Origin of the sequence: Kitasatospora sp. NPDC091257, from assembly GCF_044757675.1 — a bacterium.
In the GTDB taxonomy this organism is placed as follows: domain Bacteria; phylum Actinomycetota; class Actinomycetes; order Streptomycetales; family Streptomycetaceae; genus Kitasatospora; species Kitasatospora lactacystinica.
In genome coordinates this window covers 1-15,155 of record NZ_JBIVVI010000064.1, presented here as the reverse complement: position 1 = coordinate 15,155, position 15,155 = coordinate 1, and the positions used below count along the sequence as shown (strand labels likewise).

Annotated in this window: 16 protein-coding genes and 1 pseudogene; 9 read left to right on the top strand and 8 right to left on the bottom strand. The window is 71.5% G+C overall.

Annotation, left to right across the window (positions count from 1 at the left end; translation table 11 throughout):
• Positions 1–865: rhomboid family intramembrane serine protease (locus tag ACIQOV_RS05115; protein WP_401045032.1), on the top strand; the 865-nt coding region annotated here is incomplete at its 5' end.
• A 337-nt stretch (positions 866–1,202) separates the two neighbouring features.
• Here the strand turns inward: ACIQOV_RS05115 and crgA are convergent.
• A complete protein-coding gene (gene crgA / locus ACIQOV_RS05110) occupies positions 1,203–1,451 on the bottom strand; it encodes a cell division protein CrgA (protein WP_224283164.1) in 249 nt (82 codons plus the stop codon).
• A gap of 168 nt (positions 1,452–1,619) precedes the next feature.
• On the opposite strand from crgA, the gene ACIQOV_RS05105 reads away from it, so the two are divergent.
• The 5 genes and pseudogenes from ACIQOV_RS05105 to meaB all read left to right on the top strand — a co-directional run bounded on the left by ACIQOV_RS05105 (position 1,620) and on the right by meaB (position 5,444).
• Positions 1,620–2,384: a DUF881 domain-containing protein gene (locus ACIQOV_RS05105; protein ID WP_401045029.1), complete on the top strand. Its 765-nt coding sequence runs from the start codon at positions 1,620–1,622 to the stop codon at positions 2,382–2,384.
• A 69-nt stretch (positions 2,385–2,453) separates the two neighbouring features.
• Positions 2,454–2,633: a hypothetical protein gene (locus ACIQOV_RS05100; protein ID WP_049656795.1), complete on the top strand. Its 180-nt coding sequence runs from the start codon at positions 2,454–2,456 to the stop codon at positions 2,631–2,633.
• Positions 2,634–2,688: 55 nt separating this feature from the next.
• Positions 2,689–3,351 (top strand): aminodeoxychorismate/anthranilate synthase component II, encoded by a 663-nt coding sequence (locus ACIQOV_RS05095; RefSeq protein ID WP_401045026.1) that lies wholly within the window; start codon positions 2,689–2,691, stop codon positions 3,349–3,351.
• 28 nt (positions 3,352–3,379) lie between these two features.
• Positions 3,380–4,400 (top strand): annotated as a pseudogene (locus ACIQOV_RS05090) (acetyl-CoA C-acyltransferase); the annotation flags it as partial.
• A gap of 87 nt (positions 4,401–4,487) precedes the next feature.
• Complete coding sequence (gene meaB / locus ACIQOV_RS05085; protein ID WP_359899919.1) at positions 4,488–5,444, top strand: methylmalonyl Co-A mutase-associated GTPase MeaB; 957 nt, start codon at positions 4,488–4,490, stop codon at positions 5,442–5,444.
• 60 nt (positions 5,445–5,504) lie between these two features.
• Here the strand turns inward: meaB and ACIQOV_RS05080 are convergent, their stop codons facing one another.
• The 5 genes from ACIQOV_RS05080 to ACIQOV_RS05060 all read right to left on the bottom strand — a co-directional run bounded on the left by ACIQOV_RS05080 (position 5,505) and on the right by ACIQOV_RS05060 (position 9,302).
• Positions 5,505–6,020 carry a MarR family transcriptional regulator gene (locus ACIQOV_RS05080; protein ID WP_359899917.1) on the bottom strand — a complete coding sequence of 172 codons (516 nt, stop codon included), beginning with the start codon at positions 6,018–6,020 and terminating at the stop codon, positions 5,505–5,507.
• 40 nt (positions 6,021–6,060) lie between these two features.
• Complete coding sequence (locus ACIQOV_RS05075; RefSeq protein ID WP_401045034.1) at positions 6,061–6,870, bottom strand: AIM24 family protein; 810 nt, start codon at positions 6,868–6,870, stop codon at positions 6,061–6,063.
• A 242-nt stretch (positions 6,871–7,112) separates the two neighbouring features.
• Positions 7,113–7,763 carry an AIM24 family protein gene (locus tag ACIQOV_RS05070; RefSeq protein ID WP_359899915.1) on the bottom strand — a complete coding sequence of 217 codons (651 nt, stop codon included), beginning with the start codon at positions 7,761–7,763 and terminating at the stop codon, positions 7,113–7,115.
• On the bottom strand, positions 7,763–8,401 hold the full coding sequence (locus tag ACIQOV_RS05065) for an AIM24 family protein (RefSeq protein WP_401045021.1): 639 nt from the start codon (positions 8,399–8,401) through the stop codon (positions 7,763–7,765). Before ACIQOV_RS05065 ends, ACIQOV_RS05070 begins: the two co-directional genes overlap by 1 nt.
• A 103-nt stretch (positions 8,402–8,504) precedes the next feature.
• Positions 8,505–9,302: a DUF2127 domain-containing protein gene (locus tag ACIQOV_RS05060; protein WP_401045019.1), complete on the bottom strand. Its 798-nt coding sequence runs from the start codon at positions 9,300–9,302 to the stop codon at positions 8,505–8,507.
• Positions 9,303–9,568: 266 nt separating this feature from the next.
• Here ACIQOV_RS05060 and ACIQOV_RS05055 point away from each other — a divergent pair, with 266 nt between their 5' ends.
• Complete coding sequence (locus tag ACIQOV_RS05055) at positions 9,569–9,880, top strand: DUF3817 domain-containing protein (protein ID WP_380348672.1); 312 nt, start codon at positions 9,569–9,571, stop codon at positions 9,878–9,880.
• A 151-nt stretch (positions 9,881–10,031) separates the two neighbouring features.
• Here the strand turns inward: ACIQOV_RS05055 and ACIQOV_RS05050 are convergent, their stop codons facing one another.
• Entirely contained in the window at positions 10,032–11,657 is a 1,626-nt protein-coding gene (locus tag ACIQOV_RS05050; protein ID WP_380348673.1) for a M4 family metallopeptidase, read from the bottom strand.
• Positions 11,658–12,055: 398 nt separating this feature from the next.
• Positions 12,056–13,687, bottom strand: a complete 1,632-nt coding sequence (locus tag ACIQOV_RS05045; RefSeq protein ID WP_401045016.1) for a M4 family metallopeptidase — start codon at positions 13,685–13,687, stop codon at positions 12,056–12,058.
• Positions 13,688–14,185: 498 nt separating this feature from the next.
• Here ACIQOV_RS05045 and ACIQOV_RS05040 point away from each other — a divergent pair, with 498 nt between their 5' ends.
• On the top strand, positions 14,186–14,722 hold the full coding sequence (locus ACIQOV_RS05040; RefSeq protein ID WP_401045014.1) for a MarR family winged helix-turn-helix transcriptional regulator: 537 nt from the start codon (positions 14,186–14,188) through the stop codon (positions 14,720–14,722).
• A 76-nt stretch (positions 14,723–14,798) separates the two neighbouring features.
• A complete protein-coding gene (locus tag ACIQOV_RS05035; RefSeq protein WP_359899903.1) occupies positions 14,799–15,140 on the top strand; it encodes a DUF3817 domain-containing protein in 342 nt (113 codons plus the stop codon).
• The last annotated feature ends 15 nt before the right edge of the window (positions 15,141–15,155 follow it).

Below are 15,155 nucleotides of genomic sequence, written 5' to 3'. Positions count from 1 at the left end.
CGATCGGTCCCCGGAGGCCGGTCCGCCCGGCTGCTACCGGCACCCGCGGACCCCCACCGGGGTCTCCTGCACCCGCTGCGAGCGGCCGATCTGCCCGCAGTGCATGGTGACCGCCTCGGTGGGGTTCCAGTGCCCGGAGTGCGTCGGCGACGGCCACGCCGGGACGCGTCGGGCGACCACCCGGTTCGGCGGTGCCCTGGCCGCCGACGGCGGGCTGGTCACCCGGGTGCTGATCGGCCTCAACGTCGTGGTCTGGGTGCTGGCGGCCTACGTGCTCACCCCGCGGCTGGGCCAGACCTGGTCGCTGTTCAGCGCGGGGCGGGACATCCTCGGCGGTCCGGCGGGCATCGCCGACGGCCCGGACCAGTGGTACCGGCTGCTGACCGCCACCTTCCTGCACCTGGAGTGGTGGCACGTCGGGATGAACATGCTGGTGCTGTTCTGGCTCGGCCCGACGCTGGAGGAGGCGCTCGGCCGGCTGCGCTTCCTGGCCCTGTACCTGGTCTCCGGTCTGGGCGGCAGCACCTTCGCCTTCCTGGTGGCCGGCGACTGGATGAACTCGGTGGGCGCCTCCGGGGCGGTCTTCGGGCTGATCGGCGCCACGATCGTGCTCCAGCTGCGGAACAGGGGCCCGCTCGGCCCGGCGATGGCGTTCCTGGTCTTCAACCTGGTCGTCACCTTCTCCCGCCCGGGCATCGACTGGCGGGCGCACGTCGGCGGGCTGGTGCTCGGCGCGCTGACCGCGGCCGGCCTGATGTACGCCCCGCGCGAGCGCCGCGGCCTGGTCCAGGCGCTGGCGGTGGCGGGCGCGGTGGCGGTCGAGGCGGGGATGCTGCTGACCGGGATGGCCCTCTACGGGGCCTGACCGCCCGGACGTTTGTCCACAGCGGGTGCGGGGTTGTGCACAGGCTGTGCGGCCACCCGGTTGCGGACTGCTGTTCTACGCGTGTCCTGCTGTGCGGTTTTCTCGTTTCCGGGGAGTTGCGCACAGCTGTGCACGACTCCGCCCGGGAAAGTTATCCACAGGCTGGGGAGACTTTTCCCCAGTGTGGATAACCATGTGGATAAGCACGCCAGTCCGATGGTGGGGACAAACGACCGGATTCCCGACCGGTTCCGGGCACGCCTCACCGCCGCCCCGGGACGAGCGATCCGGAGCGGCGGGAAACGGCTCGAATCAGAGCCTCAGGACGGGCGGGCCGTCACTTCCACTGGGTGGAGACGCCGAACCCTGCGGCGATGAAGCCGAAGCCGACCAGGATGTTCCAGTTCCGCCAGCTCTCGACCGGGTAGGTGCCGCTGGTCACGTAGTAGGTGACGATCCACACCAGGCCGATCAGGAACAGCGCCAGCATCAGTGGGGCGACCCAACTGCGGCCCGAACTGATCTTCACCGCGGCCGTCGTCGGCGGGGTGTAGTCGGACTTCTTGCGGAGTCGAGACTTCGGCACGAGGAGCTCTCCTGTCGATGCGCTGTGAGACCGCGCAGGGTGCAGCGGGTGGAATCGGCTGCGGTCGGCCGTGGAGAACGTCCTGGGGACCGCTCCGCCACATGCCACCGGCGTCCGTTAGCGTAGTGGCTCGGCGGGTCTTGAGGAGATAAGGGTACGGTGACTAATTTGTCGATTCCCCCTGAGCCGGCCCCTACCCGCCGTTCCGGCACCCGAATTGTCGGACGTGCCCTGACCTGCGCCGTCTTCGCGCTCGCCGGCCTGCTCTTCTACATCAGCGCGCAGACCGCCCGCGGCACCGACCTGCGGACCGACAACTCGCTGCTCAGCCTCGGCGACGTGGTCCGCCAGCGCAGCGCGCAGAACCAGCAGGCGCAGTCCCAGCTCGCCGACCTCCAGGCCCGCGCCCAGCAGCTCACCGAGCAGCAGGGCCACGACCCCGCCGACACCGCGCAGCTGGACGGCCTGCGCTCCGATGCCGCGCTGGAGCCGCTCCAGGGCGGCGGCCTGACCGTCACCCTCAACGACGCCCCGCCGAACGCCACCGCGCGCATCCCGGGGGTGCCCGAGCCCCGCGTCAACGACCTGGTCATCCACCAGCAGGACATCCAGGCCGTGGTCAACGCGCTGTGGCGGGGCGGCGCCGAGGGCGTGCAGGTGATGGACCAGCGCCTGATCTCCACCAGCGCCGTCCGCTGCGTCGGCAACACCCTGCTCCTCCAGGGCCGGGTCTACTCCCCGCCGTACGTGGTCAAGGCGGTGGGCCGGACCGACGCCCTGCATTCGGCCGTCGACGCGGACCCGACGATCCGCAAGTACCTCCAGTACGTCCAGGCGTACGGGCTGGGCTGGAAGGTCCAGGAGAGCGGCGAGCTGAACCTGCCCGGCTACTCCGGCACCACCGAGCTGCGGTCGGCGGGCGGGCAGCAGTAGCGGACCGGCCCCGCGGCCGTGCACGGCGGGTCTACTCTTTAACCCAGTCCGCTACGTCGAGGGAGCACCATGTACGGCTGGATCTGGCGTCACCTCCCGGGGAACACCCTGGTCCGGGCCGTCATTTCGCTGCTCCTCGTCCTGGGGATCGTCTACCTCCTCTTCACCTACGTCTTCCCGTGGGCGGAACCGCTGCTCCCCTTCGGCGACGTCACAGTGGACGGCGGCGACGGCGCCGCGACCGGCTGAGCCGGCGGGCCCGGCACTCCCTTCCCGCACCGCACCCCACGGAGACCACGCGCGCATGACGACCCGGACGACCCCGCCCCGCATCCTGGTGGTGGACAACTACGACAGCTTCGTCTTCAACCTGGTCCAGTACCTGTACCAGCTCGGCGCCACCTGCGAGGTGGTGCGCAACGACGAGGTGACCGTCGAGCACGCCGTCCGCCGCTCCGGCGAGGAGGGCTTCGACGGAGTGCTGCTCTCCCCCGGGCCCGGCGCCCCCGAGGAGGCCGGGATCTGCATCGAGATGGTGCACCACTGCGCGCGGATCGGGCTGCCGGTGTTCGGCGTCTGCCTGGGCCTCCAGTCGATCGCGGCCGCGTACGGCGCGGTGGTCGGCCGGGCGCCCGAGCTGCTGCACGGCAAGACCTCGCCGGTCGAGCACGAGGACGGCGGGGTCTTCGAGGGCCTGCCCTCGCCGCTGACCGCGACCCGCTACCACTCGCTCGCGGTCGAGCCGGCCACCGTGCCGGCCGAGCTGGTGGTCACCGCGCGCACCGGGAGCGGCGTGATCATGGGCCTGAGGCACCGTGAACTGCCCGTCGAGGGCGTGCAGTTCCACCCCGAGTCGGTGCTCACCGAGGGCGGGCACCGGATGCTCGCCAACTGGCTCGCGGAGTGCGGCTTCCCGCAGGCGGTCGACCGGTCGGCCGGGCTCGCCCCGGTGATCGGCCGGGGCTGACCGGCGTGACCGCGCTGCGTCCGGAGCGGCGCTTCCAGCCGGAGGTGGACCCGTACGGCACCGTGCAGCAGTACGGCGGGCGCATCCCGATGAACGTCCCGGCGCTGACCATCAACAAGGTCTGCCTCTCCGGCCTCGACGCCATCGCGCTGGCCGACCAGCTGATCCGCGCCGGGGAGTTCGACATCGTGGTGGCCGGCGGCCAGGAGTCGATGACCAACGCCCCGCACCTGCTGCCGAAGTCCCGCGAGGGCTTCAAGTACGGCGCGATCGCGATGCTCGACGCGATGGCCCACGACGGCCTCACCGACGCCTACGAGAACATCCCGATGGGCGAGTCCACCGAGAAGCACAACACCCGCCTGGGCATCCCGCGCGAGGTGCAGGACGAGATCGCCGCCGCCTCCCACCAGCGGGCCGCCAAGGCGCAGGCCGACGGGGTCTTCGACGCCGAGATCACCCCGGTCGCCATCCCGCAGCGCAAGGGCGAGCCGGTGCTGTTCAGCCAGGACGAGGGCATCCGCGCGGACACCACCGTCGAGGGCCTGGCCAAGCTGCGCCCGGCCTTCGCCAAGGACGGCACGATCACCGCCGGCACCTCCTCGCAGATCTCCGACGGCGCCGCCGCCGTGGTCGTGATGAGCAAGGCCAAGGCCGAGGAGCTGGGCCTGACCTGGATCGCCGAGATCGGCGCCCACGGCAACGTGGCCGGCCCGGACAACTCGCTCCAGTCGCAGCCGTCCAACGCGATCAAGCACGCGCTGGCCAAGGAGGGCCTGGAGGTCGCCGACCTCGACCTGATCGAGATCAACGAGGCCTTCGCGGCCGTCGCCCACCAGTCCATGAAGGACCTGGGCGTCTCCTCCGACATCGTCAACGTCAACGGCGGCGCCATCGCGCTCGGCCACCCGATCGGGATGTCCGGCGCCCGCGTGGTGCTGACCCTGGCGCTGGAGCTGCAGCGCCGCGGCGGCGGGGTCGGCGCGGCCGCGCTGTGCGGTGGCGGCGGCCAGGGCGACGCGCTGATCGTGCGCGTCCCGAAGGCCTGACCCGGCCGATCGCTCCAGGGCTGCGGACCGCGAGTGGCGGTCCGCAGCCCCTTTCGGCATTCGACGGCATTGCGCTAGGAGCTCCTGATGATCGATGTCGCCACGCTGGTCGAGCAGGCCCGGGAGGGCCGGCCGCGGGCGGTCGCCCGGCTGATCACGCTGGTCGAGAACGCCGCGCCGCAGCTGCGGGAGGCGATGGCCGCGCTCGCGCCCCACACCGGGCGGGCGTACACGGTGGGCCTGACCGGCTCGCCCGGGGTCGGCAAGTCCACCTCCACCTCGGCGCTGGTCTCCGCCTACCGGCGGCTCGGCAAGCGGGTCGGGGTCCTGGCCGTCGACCCGTCCTCGCCGTTCTCCGGCGGCGCGCTGCTGGGGGACCGGGTCCGGATGCAGGACCACGCCACCGACCCGGAGGTGTTCATCCGCTCGATGGCCACCCGCGGCCACCTCGGCGGGCTCTCCTGGGCGGCGCCGCAGGCGCTGCGGGTGCTGGACGCGGCCGGCTGCGAGGTGATCCTGGTGGAGACCGTCGGGGTGGGCCAGTCCGAGGTCGAGGTCGCCGCCCAGGCCGACACCACCGTGGTGCTGCTGGCCCCCGGGATGGGTGACGGCATCCAGGCCGCCAAGGCCGGGATCCTGGAGATCGGCGACGTCTTCGTGGTCAACAAGGCCGACCGGGACGGCGCCGACGCCACCGCCCGGGAGCTCAACCACATGCTGGGCCTCGGCGAGGCCCGGGAGCCGGGGGACTGGCGTCCGCCGATCGTCAAGACCGTCGCGGCCCGCGGCGAGGGCGTGGACGAGGTGGTCGAGGCGCTGGAGAAGCACCGGGCCTGGCTGGAGGAGCACGGCGAGCTCGCCGCGCGGCGCCGCCGCCGGGCCGCCGAGGAGATCGAGGCGATCGCCCTGGCCGAACTGCGCGCCCGGATCGGCGACCTGCGCGGGGACCGGCGCCTGGCCGTCCTGGCCGAACGGGTGGCCGAGGGCGCGCTGGACCCGTACGGCGCGGCCGACGAACTGGTCGCCGGCCTGACCGCGAGCTGAGACGCGGTCCGCCCCGCCGCGACGGTGGTCGTGGCGGGGCGGTGCGGTGCGGGGGCGGCGCTACGGCTTGCCGCGCAGGCCGCGGAGGTGTTCGGCGATGGGGGCGAGGGCCTGGTACATGTCGTCGAGCTGCTCCGGGGTGAAGCGGTCGATGAAGTGGGCGCGGACGCTGCGCACGTGGTCCGGGGCGACCCGCTGCATGGTCTCCCAGCCGTGTTCGGTGAGGTGGGCGTAGAGGCCGCGGCGGTCGCCGGGGCACTCCTGGCGCAGGACCAGGCCGGCGTTCTCCATCCGGGTGATCTGGTGGGAGAGGCGGCTCTTCGACTGGAGGGTGGCGGTCGCGAGGTCGGTCATCCGCATCCGGCGGTCCGGTGCCTCGGAGAGCACCACCAGGATCTCGTAGTCGTTGATCGCGAGGTTGTGCGGCTGGAGTTCGCGGCTGAGCTGGTAGTCCAGCAGCTTGGCGACCTCCAGATGGGCGCGCCACATCCGCTGCTCCCTGGCGGTCAGCCAGGGAGTCTCCTCCTCGGGCTGCGGCGGAGGGGTGTCCGCAGTGTCGATCGTGTGCGTATCCATGCTCCCCAGCATAGCCGATTTAGTTCAATCTTGTACAAGTTTACAGACCGAAACGTCGGCCGAGGTCGCCCAGGTTACCGAGCCCGGGGATGTTGGGATTCCCGCCGCCGTGCCCGGCCGTGCCCGGCTGGGACGGCACGCCGCCCATCGGCACGCCCGCCTCGGCCCCGACCGCGCCGACCGACCGCTCGGCCAGGAGTTTTTCACTCGATTGCAGCAGCACCTGGCCGGCGCCGATGAACTCGAACTGGTGCTCCTCGCCGGAGGCCCCGCCGAAGCCGGTCAGCCGGCGCAGGCCGCCGATCAGCCCGTGCATGTAGTCGTGGTCGTAGTGGTGGCACGGCGCCGGGCAGTCCGCCCAGCCGACCAGCGCCTGCGGGTCGACCCGGATCGGCGGCTCGACGAAGTGCACCGGCCCGTTGGAGGCGGCGACGAAGCGGCCGGTGCCGATCAGGGTCAGGAAGCCCGGGATGATCGACTGCTTGAGCCGCAGCGTCGGGTCGAAGGCCAGCAGGTTGCCGGAGCGGACGGTCAGGTTGCCCTCGTCCAGGTCGTACGAGTTGAGGTCGAACGCCCGGTCGGCCAGCAGCAGCTTGCCCCGGCCCTCGGCGACCACCCAGTCCGCCGCGTGCATCGGCGAGTTGAAGTGCTGCCCGAGCATCCGGTCGACCGCCCCGGCGCCGACGCCCTTGAAGGTGATGTCGCCGTAGTAGGCGACCATCTTGCCCTTCTGGAGGAAGTACGAGCCGTTCAGGTCGACCGAGAAGGCGTACGGGTTGACGTTGTCGCCGGCCGGCAGGCTGTGGGCGTCCCACACCACCGGCCCGGCGCCGCCGTGGCCGGTCGGCAGCGGGGCCACCGGTCCGCCGAACTGCTCCTGGGCGTACGGCTGTTGCTGCTGGTGCGGCTGCTGGTGCGGCGGCGGGGCCTGCTGGCCGTACGGCTGCTGCGGCGGCGGGGGGTAGCCGCCGGGCGGGGGCGGCGGGTAGCCCTGCGGCGGGCCGTAGTTCGGCGGGGGCGGCGGGACCGCGAAGCCGGGCTGGGTCGGCTGGTTGTGCGGGGAGCCGTACGGGGGCTGCGGCGGGTGGGACATCAGAGCTTCTCCTCGCTCGCCTGGACGTACACCGCGCCCTGCCCGGACAGTTCCAGCTGGAACGCCTCGCCCGAGCCGCGGCCGATCATGTCGCGCCAGCCCAGCGCCGTGGACAGCTTGTTGCGCACGTCGCCGCGGTGCGCCACGTACGCCTGGGGGTCGACGTGCACCGACTGGCCGGGGACGATCGGCAGCTCGAAGACGCCGCCGTGGGCCATCACCGCGACCGCGCCCTGGCCCTCCAGCTTGGTGGTGAACAGGCCCTGCCCGGTGACCTGGCCGCGGACCATGCCCATCACCCCGCCCTGCGAGCCCATGAACATGGTGGACTGCCGCAGCGTGCCCTCGAAGGCGAGCAGCCGGTCCGCCTCGACGTAGAGGGTGTCGCCGAACAGGTCGATCACGTGGACGTGGTGGCCGCCGTGGCCGAACATCACCCGGCCCTGGCCCTCGACGGTCATCAGCGGGGTGTCCTCGTTGGCCACCCGGCGGCCGATCATCGACATCACGCCGCCCTGCCCGCCGGTGATGTTCGGCGTGAAGCGGACGTCGCCGCTGTACGCGAGCATCGCGCCGCGCTGGCTGAACAGTCGCTGCCCGGGTAGCACCTGGGCCTCGACCATCTTGCCGTTGATCTTCGTGAAGCCCATCAGACGTCGCCCCCGACGGTGACCTTCTCGGAGGGCTGGACGTACACCAGGCCCTCGCCGGTGAACTCGATCTGGACGGCCTCGCCGCCGCCCTCGCCGATGATCGTCGTCCAGCCCGCGCCCGACTTCAGGCTGCGCTGCAGGGTGCCGGTGTGCGCGACGTACGCGCCCGGGTCCACCCGCAGCGGCATGCTCTTGTCGACCCGCAGGATGACGGCCGGCCCGTTGGAGGTGACGGCCGCCCAGCCGTGGCCCTCCACCTTGGTGGTGAACAGGCCGTTGCCGGAGGACATGCCGTTGAGCCCGGTGAAGCTGGTGCCGGTGTGCAGGGTCGACTCGGTGCAGAGCAGGTTGTCCGATTCGACGTACAGCGTCTCGCCGTTCAGCCGGACCAGATTGATCTCGGTGGCCTTGTCGGCGAAGTAGCAGGTGCCCTGTCCCTTCACCTCCATGACCGTCATCTTCTCGCCGGTCAGCCGGCGGGTGACCATGCCGCGCAGGCCGTCCCCGCCGCCGGTCAGTTTCTTGAAGGCCATCTGCCCGGTGTAGGCGACCATCGAACCGTTTCGCGCCTTGACGGCGTCCCCGCCCAATTCGACGGCGAGCACGCGCGATCCCTGGAGTCTGAACTGTGCCACGGCCGCAATCTAGCCGCTGCGGCCGTGGCCCGGGGAGGGTGCGCGGGCCAACTGGTACCAGCTTGCGACAAACGCGCCGGTCAGGCCGGGGCGCGCGCCCCGCTCAGGCTCGGGCGTGCGCCCCCTGTCCGGGGCGCACAACGGTGCCAGCCGCCTGCTCGACCTCCAGCAGCGAGGCCGAGTGGCGCTCCGCCTCGAAGGCCACCATGCCGCCGCGCAGTCCGAACAGGCGCTTGGAGAGCATGATCCAGAGCACCGCCGCGATGTTCAGCACCAGGGTGCAGACCTTGAGCGCGCTGACGTGGTGGCTCAGCTCGTAGCCCTCCAGGGGGAGGAAGGCCGCGGTGGCGACCACCGTCAGGTACTCGGCCCAGCGCTTGTTCAGCCACAGGCCGACCGCTTCGACGATCTCGATCACCGCGTAGGCGATCAGGGCGCCCGCGACGATCAGCAGGGTGCTCTTCTTGAAGTCGAAGGTCTTGCGGATGGTCTCGACGATCGGGGCGTGTTCGAGGTCCCAGTGGAAGTGGTCGGTGACCGGCCTGAAGACCGTGAGGTTCTCGTCGAACACCCGGTGCACCGCGTCCTGGCTGTTGGAGAACTTCCACACGGCCCAGGCGACGACGATGATCAGCAGCCCGCGCAGCACCCGTTCGACGGCCAGGAAGCGCAGGATGAACAGGTCCCGCAGCGCCTTGCCGCGCGGCACCAGCGGCGCGTCCTCGGCCGGTCCGGAGCCGTGCGGGTCGCCCAGCGCGAAGTCGCCGCAGCGCAGGCAGCGCCAGGCGTCGCCGAGGGCGGTGGAGGCGTGCAGCCGGGAGGCCAGTTCGGGTTCCGTCGGCGCGTAGGTGGTGTGACCGCGCCTGGCGCAGGTCCTGCGGTCCCAGTCGAGCTTGAGCATGTGACGACTACCCCCGTGTGCGATGCGTCGGCGCCCGGATCGGTGGGCGCGCGGGCAGCAGGATAGGGGTTCCCGGTGACGGGCGGTCGCGCTCGGAGGCGTTCCGGCACACAGCTGTGACAGGGCGGGCGGGCGCTGTGAGATCGGGCACGGTGGCCACCCCCCGCCCGGGGTCCCCGCGTGTGCTCGGCGATAATGGCCGGAAGGCTTGTGAGTTGCTTCACAAGCGCGCCCGCGCCGCCGACCCCCGTATTGAGGTATCCATCGTGAACAGCAGCGCCGTCCACCGCCTGCGCCTGGTCTCCGGCCCCGAAGGGGTCTCCTTCATCCTGCTGCTGATCTGCTCGGTGCTGAAGCGGACCACCTCGTTCGACGCCGTCCCGGTGATGGGCATGGTCCACGGCGTCCTGTTCATCCTCTACGCGGTCTTCTGGATCCAGGCCTGGCAGGCGCAGAAGTGGGACGCCAAGCGCGGCGTCCTGATGTTCGTGCTCGCGGTGCTGCCCACCGGCGGCTTCTTCGCCGAGCGGATGCTCGCCCGCGAGGAGCGGGGCGAGCCGAAGCCCGCCACCGCCTGAGCCCCGGCGTCATCGTGGACGGTCGACAGGCTGCCGCGGCCTCCTCTCCCAAAGGGCCGCGGCAGCCTGTCGCCGTTTCTTACCGGGGGTGGCTCGGGCCGGTCCTGCCGGCGGTTCGCGCCGGGGCCGGTCGGGGCGTGTCGGACACGCTCTAGTTGACGTTCACCGCGCTCCAGGCCGCGGCGACCGTGTTGTACTCGGTGCTGCTCGCGCCGTACAGGTCGGTGGCGGCCTTCAGGGTCGCGGTGCGGGCGGCCTTGTAGTTGGTGGTGGAGGTCATGTAGACGGTCAGGGCGCGGTACCAGATCGCGGCCGCCTTGGTCCGGCCGATGCCGGTCACCGTCGAGCCGTTGGAGGTCGGGCTGTTGTAGCTGACCCCGTTGATGACCTTCGCCCCGCTGCCCTCGGCGAGCAGGAAGAAGAAGTGGTTGGCGACGCCGGAGGAGTAGTGGACGTCCTTGTTGCCGACGGTGGAGGACCAGTTGTCGGCCGAGGCGCCGTCCTTGGACGGCTTGTCCATGTAGCGCAGCGGGGTGCCGTTGCCGTTGATGTTGAGCTTCTCGCCGATGAGGTAGTCCGGCGGGTCGGCCGGGAGGTTGGCGGACCACTCGACCATGGTGCCGAAGATGTCCGAGGTGGCCTCGTTGAGGCCGCCGGACTCGCCGGAGTAGATCAGGCCGGCGGTGGCGGAGGTGACGCCGTGGCTCATCTCGTGGCCGGAGACGTCGATGGCGGTCAGCGGGTGGGTGTTGCTCGCGCCGTCGCCGTACGTCATGCAGAAGCAGGAGTCGTCCCAGAAGGCGTTGACGTAGTTGGTGCTGTAGTGGACGCGGCTCGCGGCGCCGACGCCGTTGTTCTTGATGCCGTTGCGGCCGAAGGTGTTCTTGTAGTAGTCCCAGGTCGCCGCGGCGCCGTACTGGGCGTCGACCGCGGCGGACTCGCGGTTGGAGGGCGTGCCGTTGCCGAAGCTGTTGGTGGTGTTGCTGAAGAGCGTTCCGCTGCCCGAGGTGCCGCCCTTCAGGTCGGTGGTGGACTGGTTGCCCCGGGAGGCGTCCTTGAGCTGGTAGTTCGAACCGCTCTGGGTGGTGGTCAGCGTGACGGTGCCGACGTTGACGCCCTTGCCGGTGCCGGTGGCGGTCTGCACCTTCTCGTCGCTGGCGAGCACCTGGCCGGTGGCGGCGTCGGTGATCACTTCCTGGCGGCTCGGGGTGCCGTCCGAGCGCTGGCCCGAGACCACCGTGCGGTGGGCCAGTCGCGGGGTGCCGTCGGCGGCCCAGACGACCAGCTCGGGAGCGCCGGCGCCGTCGACCCGGCTGAGCGCCGCCTCGTCGGCGTCGGCGGTGATGCCGACGGTCGCCCGCACCGCGGCGGTGGCCGCCTCGGCGGCCTGCGGCGCGGCGAGGCCCGGGGTGAGGCTGGGCACCGACAGCCGGCCGGCGAAGGCCTGGTCGACGGACTTCACCGAGCCGTCGGCCTTCTGGTGGACGACCAGGTCGCCGCCGATGACCGGCAGGCCCGCGTAGGTCCGGTCGTACCGCAGGTGGCGGGTGCCGTCCTTGTCCACCACGACGTCCTTGGGCACCAGCTTCTCCTGGCCGCCGAGGGCGAGGGCCTGGGCGACCGGGGCGCTCTGCCCGGAGGCCAGCGCCAGCAGCGCGGACTGCTGCTGGGCCGGCGAGGGGGCGGCGGCCTGGGCGGGGGCGGCGGCGATCTGGATGACGCCGGCCAGCAGGGCGGTGGCGGAGAGTACGGCTCCGACAGTCAGCTTTCGCTTCACGTGCGGGGGTTCCTTCCACGAGACCCGCGGGTGCGTGCGGGTGCGCCGCGTACCGGGGCGCCGGGGTTGGCGCCTTGGGGCGGTAGGGCGCGGACGTGCCGGTCCCGTGCGGTTCCTGACGCTCCGCCGGGTGTGGGTGGGGGCGGCGGAGGGTCGGACGGGACTTGGTCAGAAGCATGACAATCGTTGGCAGGGATGGACAGGGTGCCTCCGGGGATTGGCCAGGAACCGCCAATCCCGGTACGGATGGTTCGGTTGCCGCCCGCTGCCCGGTTTCGGCGGTTCGTCCCCCTGGCGGGACTCCGCCAGCCGCCCGGCCTTGACAGCCCTCCGCAACGGCCGGACGCCCGGGCCCTCCCGATGGAGGTCCCGGGCGTCCGGTGCGCCTGTGCGGTGCGTCAGTTGACGTTGACGGCGCTCCAGGTGGCGGCGACGGCGCTGTACTCGGCGCTGCTCGCGCCGTACAGGTCGGCGGCGGCCTTGAGGGTGCCGGTGCGGGCGCCCGCGTAGTTGGTGGTGGAGGTGAAGTAGGTGGTCAGCGCGCGGTACCAGATCTGCGCGGCCTTGTCCCGGCCGATGCCGGCGAGGGTCGAGCCGTTGGAGGTCGGGCTGTTGTAGCTGACGCCGTTGATCGTCTTGGCGCCACTGCCCTCGGACAGCAGGTAGAAGAAGTGGTTGGCGACGCCGGAGGAGTAGTGGACGTCCTTGTTGCCGACGGTGGAGGACCAGTAGTCGGCCGAGGCGCCGTCCTTGGACGGCTTGTCCATGTAGCGCAGCGGGGTGCCGTCGCCGTTGATGTTGATCAGCTCGCCGATGAGGTAGTCCGGGTTGTCGGCGGGCAGGTTGGCGTAGAACTCGACCATGGTGCCGAAGATGTCCGAGGTGGCCTCGTTGAGGCCGCCGGACTCGCCCGAGTAGTTGAGGTTGGCGGTGGCGGAGGTGACGCCGTGGCTCATCTCGTGGCCGGCCACGTCCAGCTCGGTCAGCGGGTGGGTGTTGCTCGTGCCGTCGCCGTAGGTCATGCAGAAGCAGGAGTCGTCCCAGAACGCGTTGACGTAGTTGGAGCCGTAGTGGACCCGGCTCGCGGCGCCGACGCCGTTGTTCTTGATGCCGTTGCGGCCGAAGGTGTTCTTGTAGAAGTCCCAGGTCGCCGCGGCACCGTACTGGGCGTCCACCGCGGCGGACTCCGCGTTGGAGGCCAGGCCGTTGCCGAAGCTGTTGGTGGTCTTGGCGACCAGGGTGCCGGAGCCGGAGGTCTTGCCCTTCAGGGTGTAGGTGGCCTGCCCGCCGCGGCTCGCGTCCTTGAGCTGGTAGCTCGAACCGCTCTGGGTGGTGGTCAGCGGGACGGTGCCGACGAAGACGCCCTTGCCGGTGCCGGAGGCGGTCCGGACCTGCTCGTGGGTGGAGAGCACCTGGCCGCTCGCCGCGTCGGTGACCAGCAGCTGGCGGCTCGGGGTGCCGTCGGCGCGCAGGCCCTCGACCGTGGTGCGGTACGCCAGGCGCGGGCTGCCGTCGGCGGCCCAGACGACCAGTTCGGCCTTGCCGGCCTGGTGGACCTCGGTCAGCGGGGACTCGTCCTCGTCGGCGGCGATGCCCACGGTGGACTGCACGGCGCCGGTCGCCTGGGCGGCGGCCTGGTCGGCGGGGATCTGCGGGGTGAGGCTCGGCAGCGCGAGGGTCGCGCCGGTCGCCTTGTCCACGGAGGTGGTCGAGCCGTCGGCCTTCTGGTGCACCACCAGGTCCCCGCCCAGGACCGGGAGGCCGGCCAGGGTGCGCTCGTAGCGCAGGTGGCGGGTGCCGTCGGCGTCCACCACGGCGTCCTTGGCCACCAGTTGCTCCTGGCCGCCCAGGGCCAGGGCGTGCGCCACCTTGCCGGCCTGGCCGTTCGCCAGGGCGATCAGGTCGGCACGCTGCTGCGCGCCCTGGGACTGCGGGGCGGGGTCCGCGACGGCCACGGCGCTCACCTGGACGACGCCGGTGAGCAGGGCGGTGGCGGAGAGTACGGCGACTGCGGCGAGCTTTCGCTTCACGAACGAGTCCTTCCGGGAAACCGCGAGCGGACGCGGTCGCGCGGCGTTCCGGGGGCCGGGGGCCGGCACCTGAGGGGCGGAACGAGCGCTGACGTGCAGGTCCCCGTGCGGTCGGAGCGGCTGTGCCACCAGTGGGTGGGGGTGGTGGCTACCGAACGGGTTGGCCGAAAGCATGACAATCGAGCAAATCAAATGACAGGTCTTGCTCATGAATTGGCCAAGTCCCGCCACGGCGGAGGAATGTGAACGGGTGGACAAAAGGGAGGAATCACCCGGCCTTGCGGCGGGTTGCTGTCCGAACCGAGGCCTGGTGGCAGGGCACCGGGCCGATCGGGGGTCAACCCCGTTGCGCCGGGGGCCCGTTGTCGCGCGTTCACATCGGCGCAATGTCCTGGTATGGACCTGGCCGTCCGATTGGCGGGTTCCCGCCACGTGTTGCGCTTGTCCACCATCAGGACGCCTGGTAACACGCGCCGCGTCCGCCGGTACGGTAAGGAGGTGGCCAAGCCCCTCGCTCTCGACTTCGACCCGATCGCCCGCGCCGACGAGCTGTGGACCCGCCGCTGGGGCGCGGTCCCCTCGATGGCGGCGATCACCTCGGTCATGCGCGCCCACCAGATCCTGCTCTCCCGGGTGGACGCGGTGCTCAAGCCGTACGGGCTGACCTTCGCCCGCTACGAGGCCCTGGTGCTGCTGACCTTCAGCCGGACCGGCGAGCTCTCGCTCTCCAAGATCGGCGAGCGGCTCATGGTCCACCCGACCAGCGTCACCAACACCGTCGACCGCCTGGAGCGGGCCGGTCTGGTCGCCCGCCGGCCCAACCCGCTGGACGGCCGCGGCGTGCTGGCCACGATCACCGAACGCGGCCGCGAGGTGGTCGAGGAGGCGACCGGGCGGCTGATGGCGATGGAGTTCGGGCTGGAGGAGTACGGCGAGGAGCAGTGCCGCAAGGTCTTCGATCTGCTCAGGCCGCTGAGGGTGGCCGCCGGCGACTTCACCGACCCGGGCGAGGGGGCTGCGAAGGGGACGGCGTGAGGGCGGCTACCCTCGTTGGAGCGGTGCGCGGATCCGGGCGTACCGGCCGATGCTGCCGAGCGACGCGAGGAAGATCATGAAGGCGACCCCCCTGCTGGGCTGGTACCGGGCCCTGGCCGTTGCGACCGGTGTGGCGCTGCTGGTGTTCTGCGGCTTCATGGTCGCGAAGTACGGCTTCGGCGCGGCCGAGGACGTGACCACGTACGTCGCGATGCTGCACGGCTACCTCTACATCGGGTACTTCGTGGTGACCTTCCTGCTCGGGCAGAAGCTGAAGTGGCCGATGGGCCGGCTGGTGCTGACCCTGGCGGCGGGCTGCATCCCCTTCCTCTCCTTCGTCTTCGAGCGCAAGGTGGCCCGCGAGGCCGCCGAGAAGCTCCCGGCGGGCGGCGCCGCCCGCCAGCCGGCCGGGGTCTGAGCCCCGCCGCCCGCG

What these genes read in the sequence shown, in the direction of transcription:
- ACIQOV_RS05100 (WP_049656795.1), top strand. Translation starts at nt 2,454, where the DNA reads ATGTACGGCTGGATCTGGCGTCACCTCCCGGGGAACACCCTGGTCCGG.
- ACIQOV_RS05095 (WP_401045026.1), top strand. Translation starts at nt 2,689, where the DNA reads ATGACGACCCGGACGACCCCGCCCCGCATCCTGGTGGTGGACAACTAC.
- meaB (WP_359899919.1), top strand. Translation starts at nt 4,488, where the DNA reads ATGATCGATGTCGCCACGCTGGTCGAGCAGGCCCGGGAGGGCCGGCCG.
- ACIQOV_RS05080 (WP_359899917.1), bottom strand. Translation starts at nt 6,020, where the DNA reads ATGGATACGCACACGATCGACACTGCGGACACCCCTCCGCCGCAGCCC.
- ACIQOV_RS05070 (WP_359899915.1), bottom strand. Translation starts at nt 7,763, where the DNA reads ATGGGCTTCACGAAGATCAACGGCAAGATGGTCGAGGCCCAGGTGCTA.
- ACIQOV_RS05060 (WP_401045019.1), bottom strand. Translation starts at nt 9,302, where the DNA reads ATGCTCAAGCTCGACTGGGACCGCAGGACCTGCGCCAGGCGCGGTCAC.
- ACIQOV_RS05035 (WP_359899903.1), top strand. Translation starts at nt 14,799, where the DNA reads ATGAAGGCGACCCCCCTGCTGGGCTGGTACCGGGCCCTGGCCGTTGCG.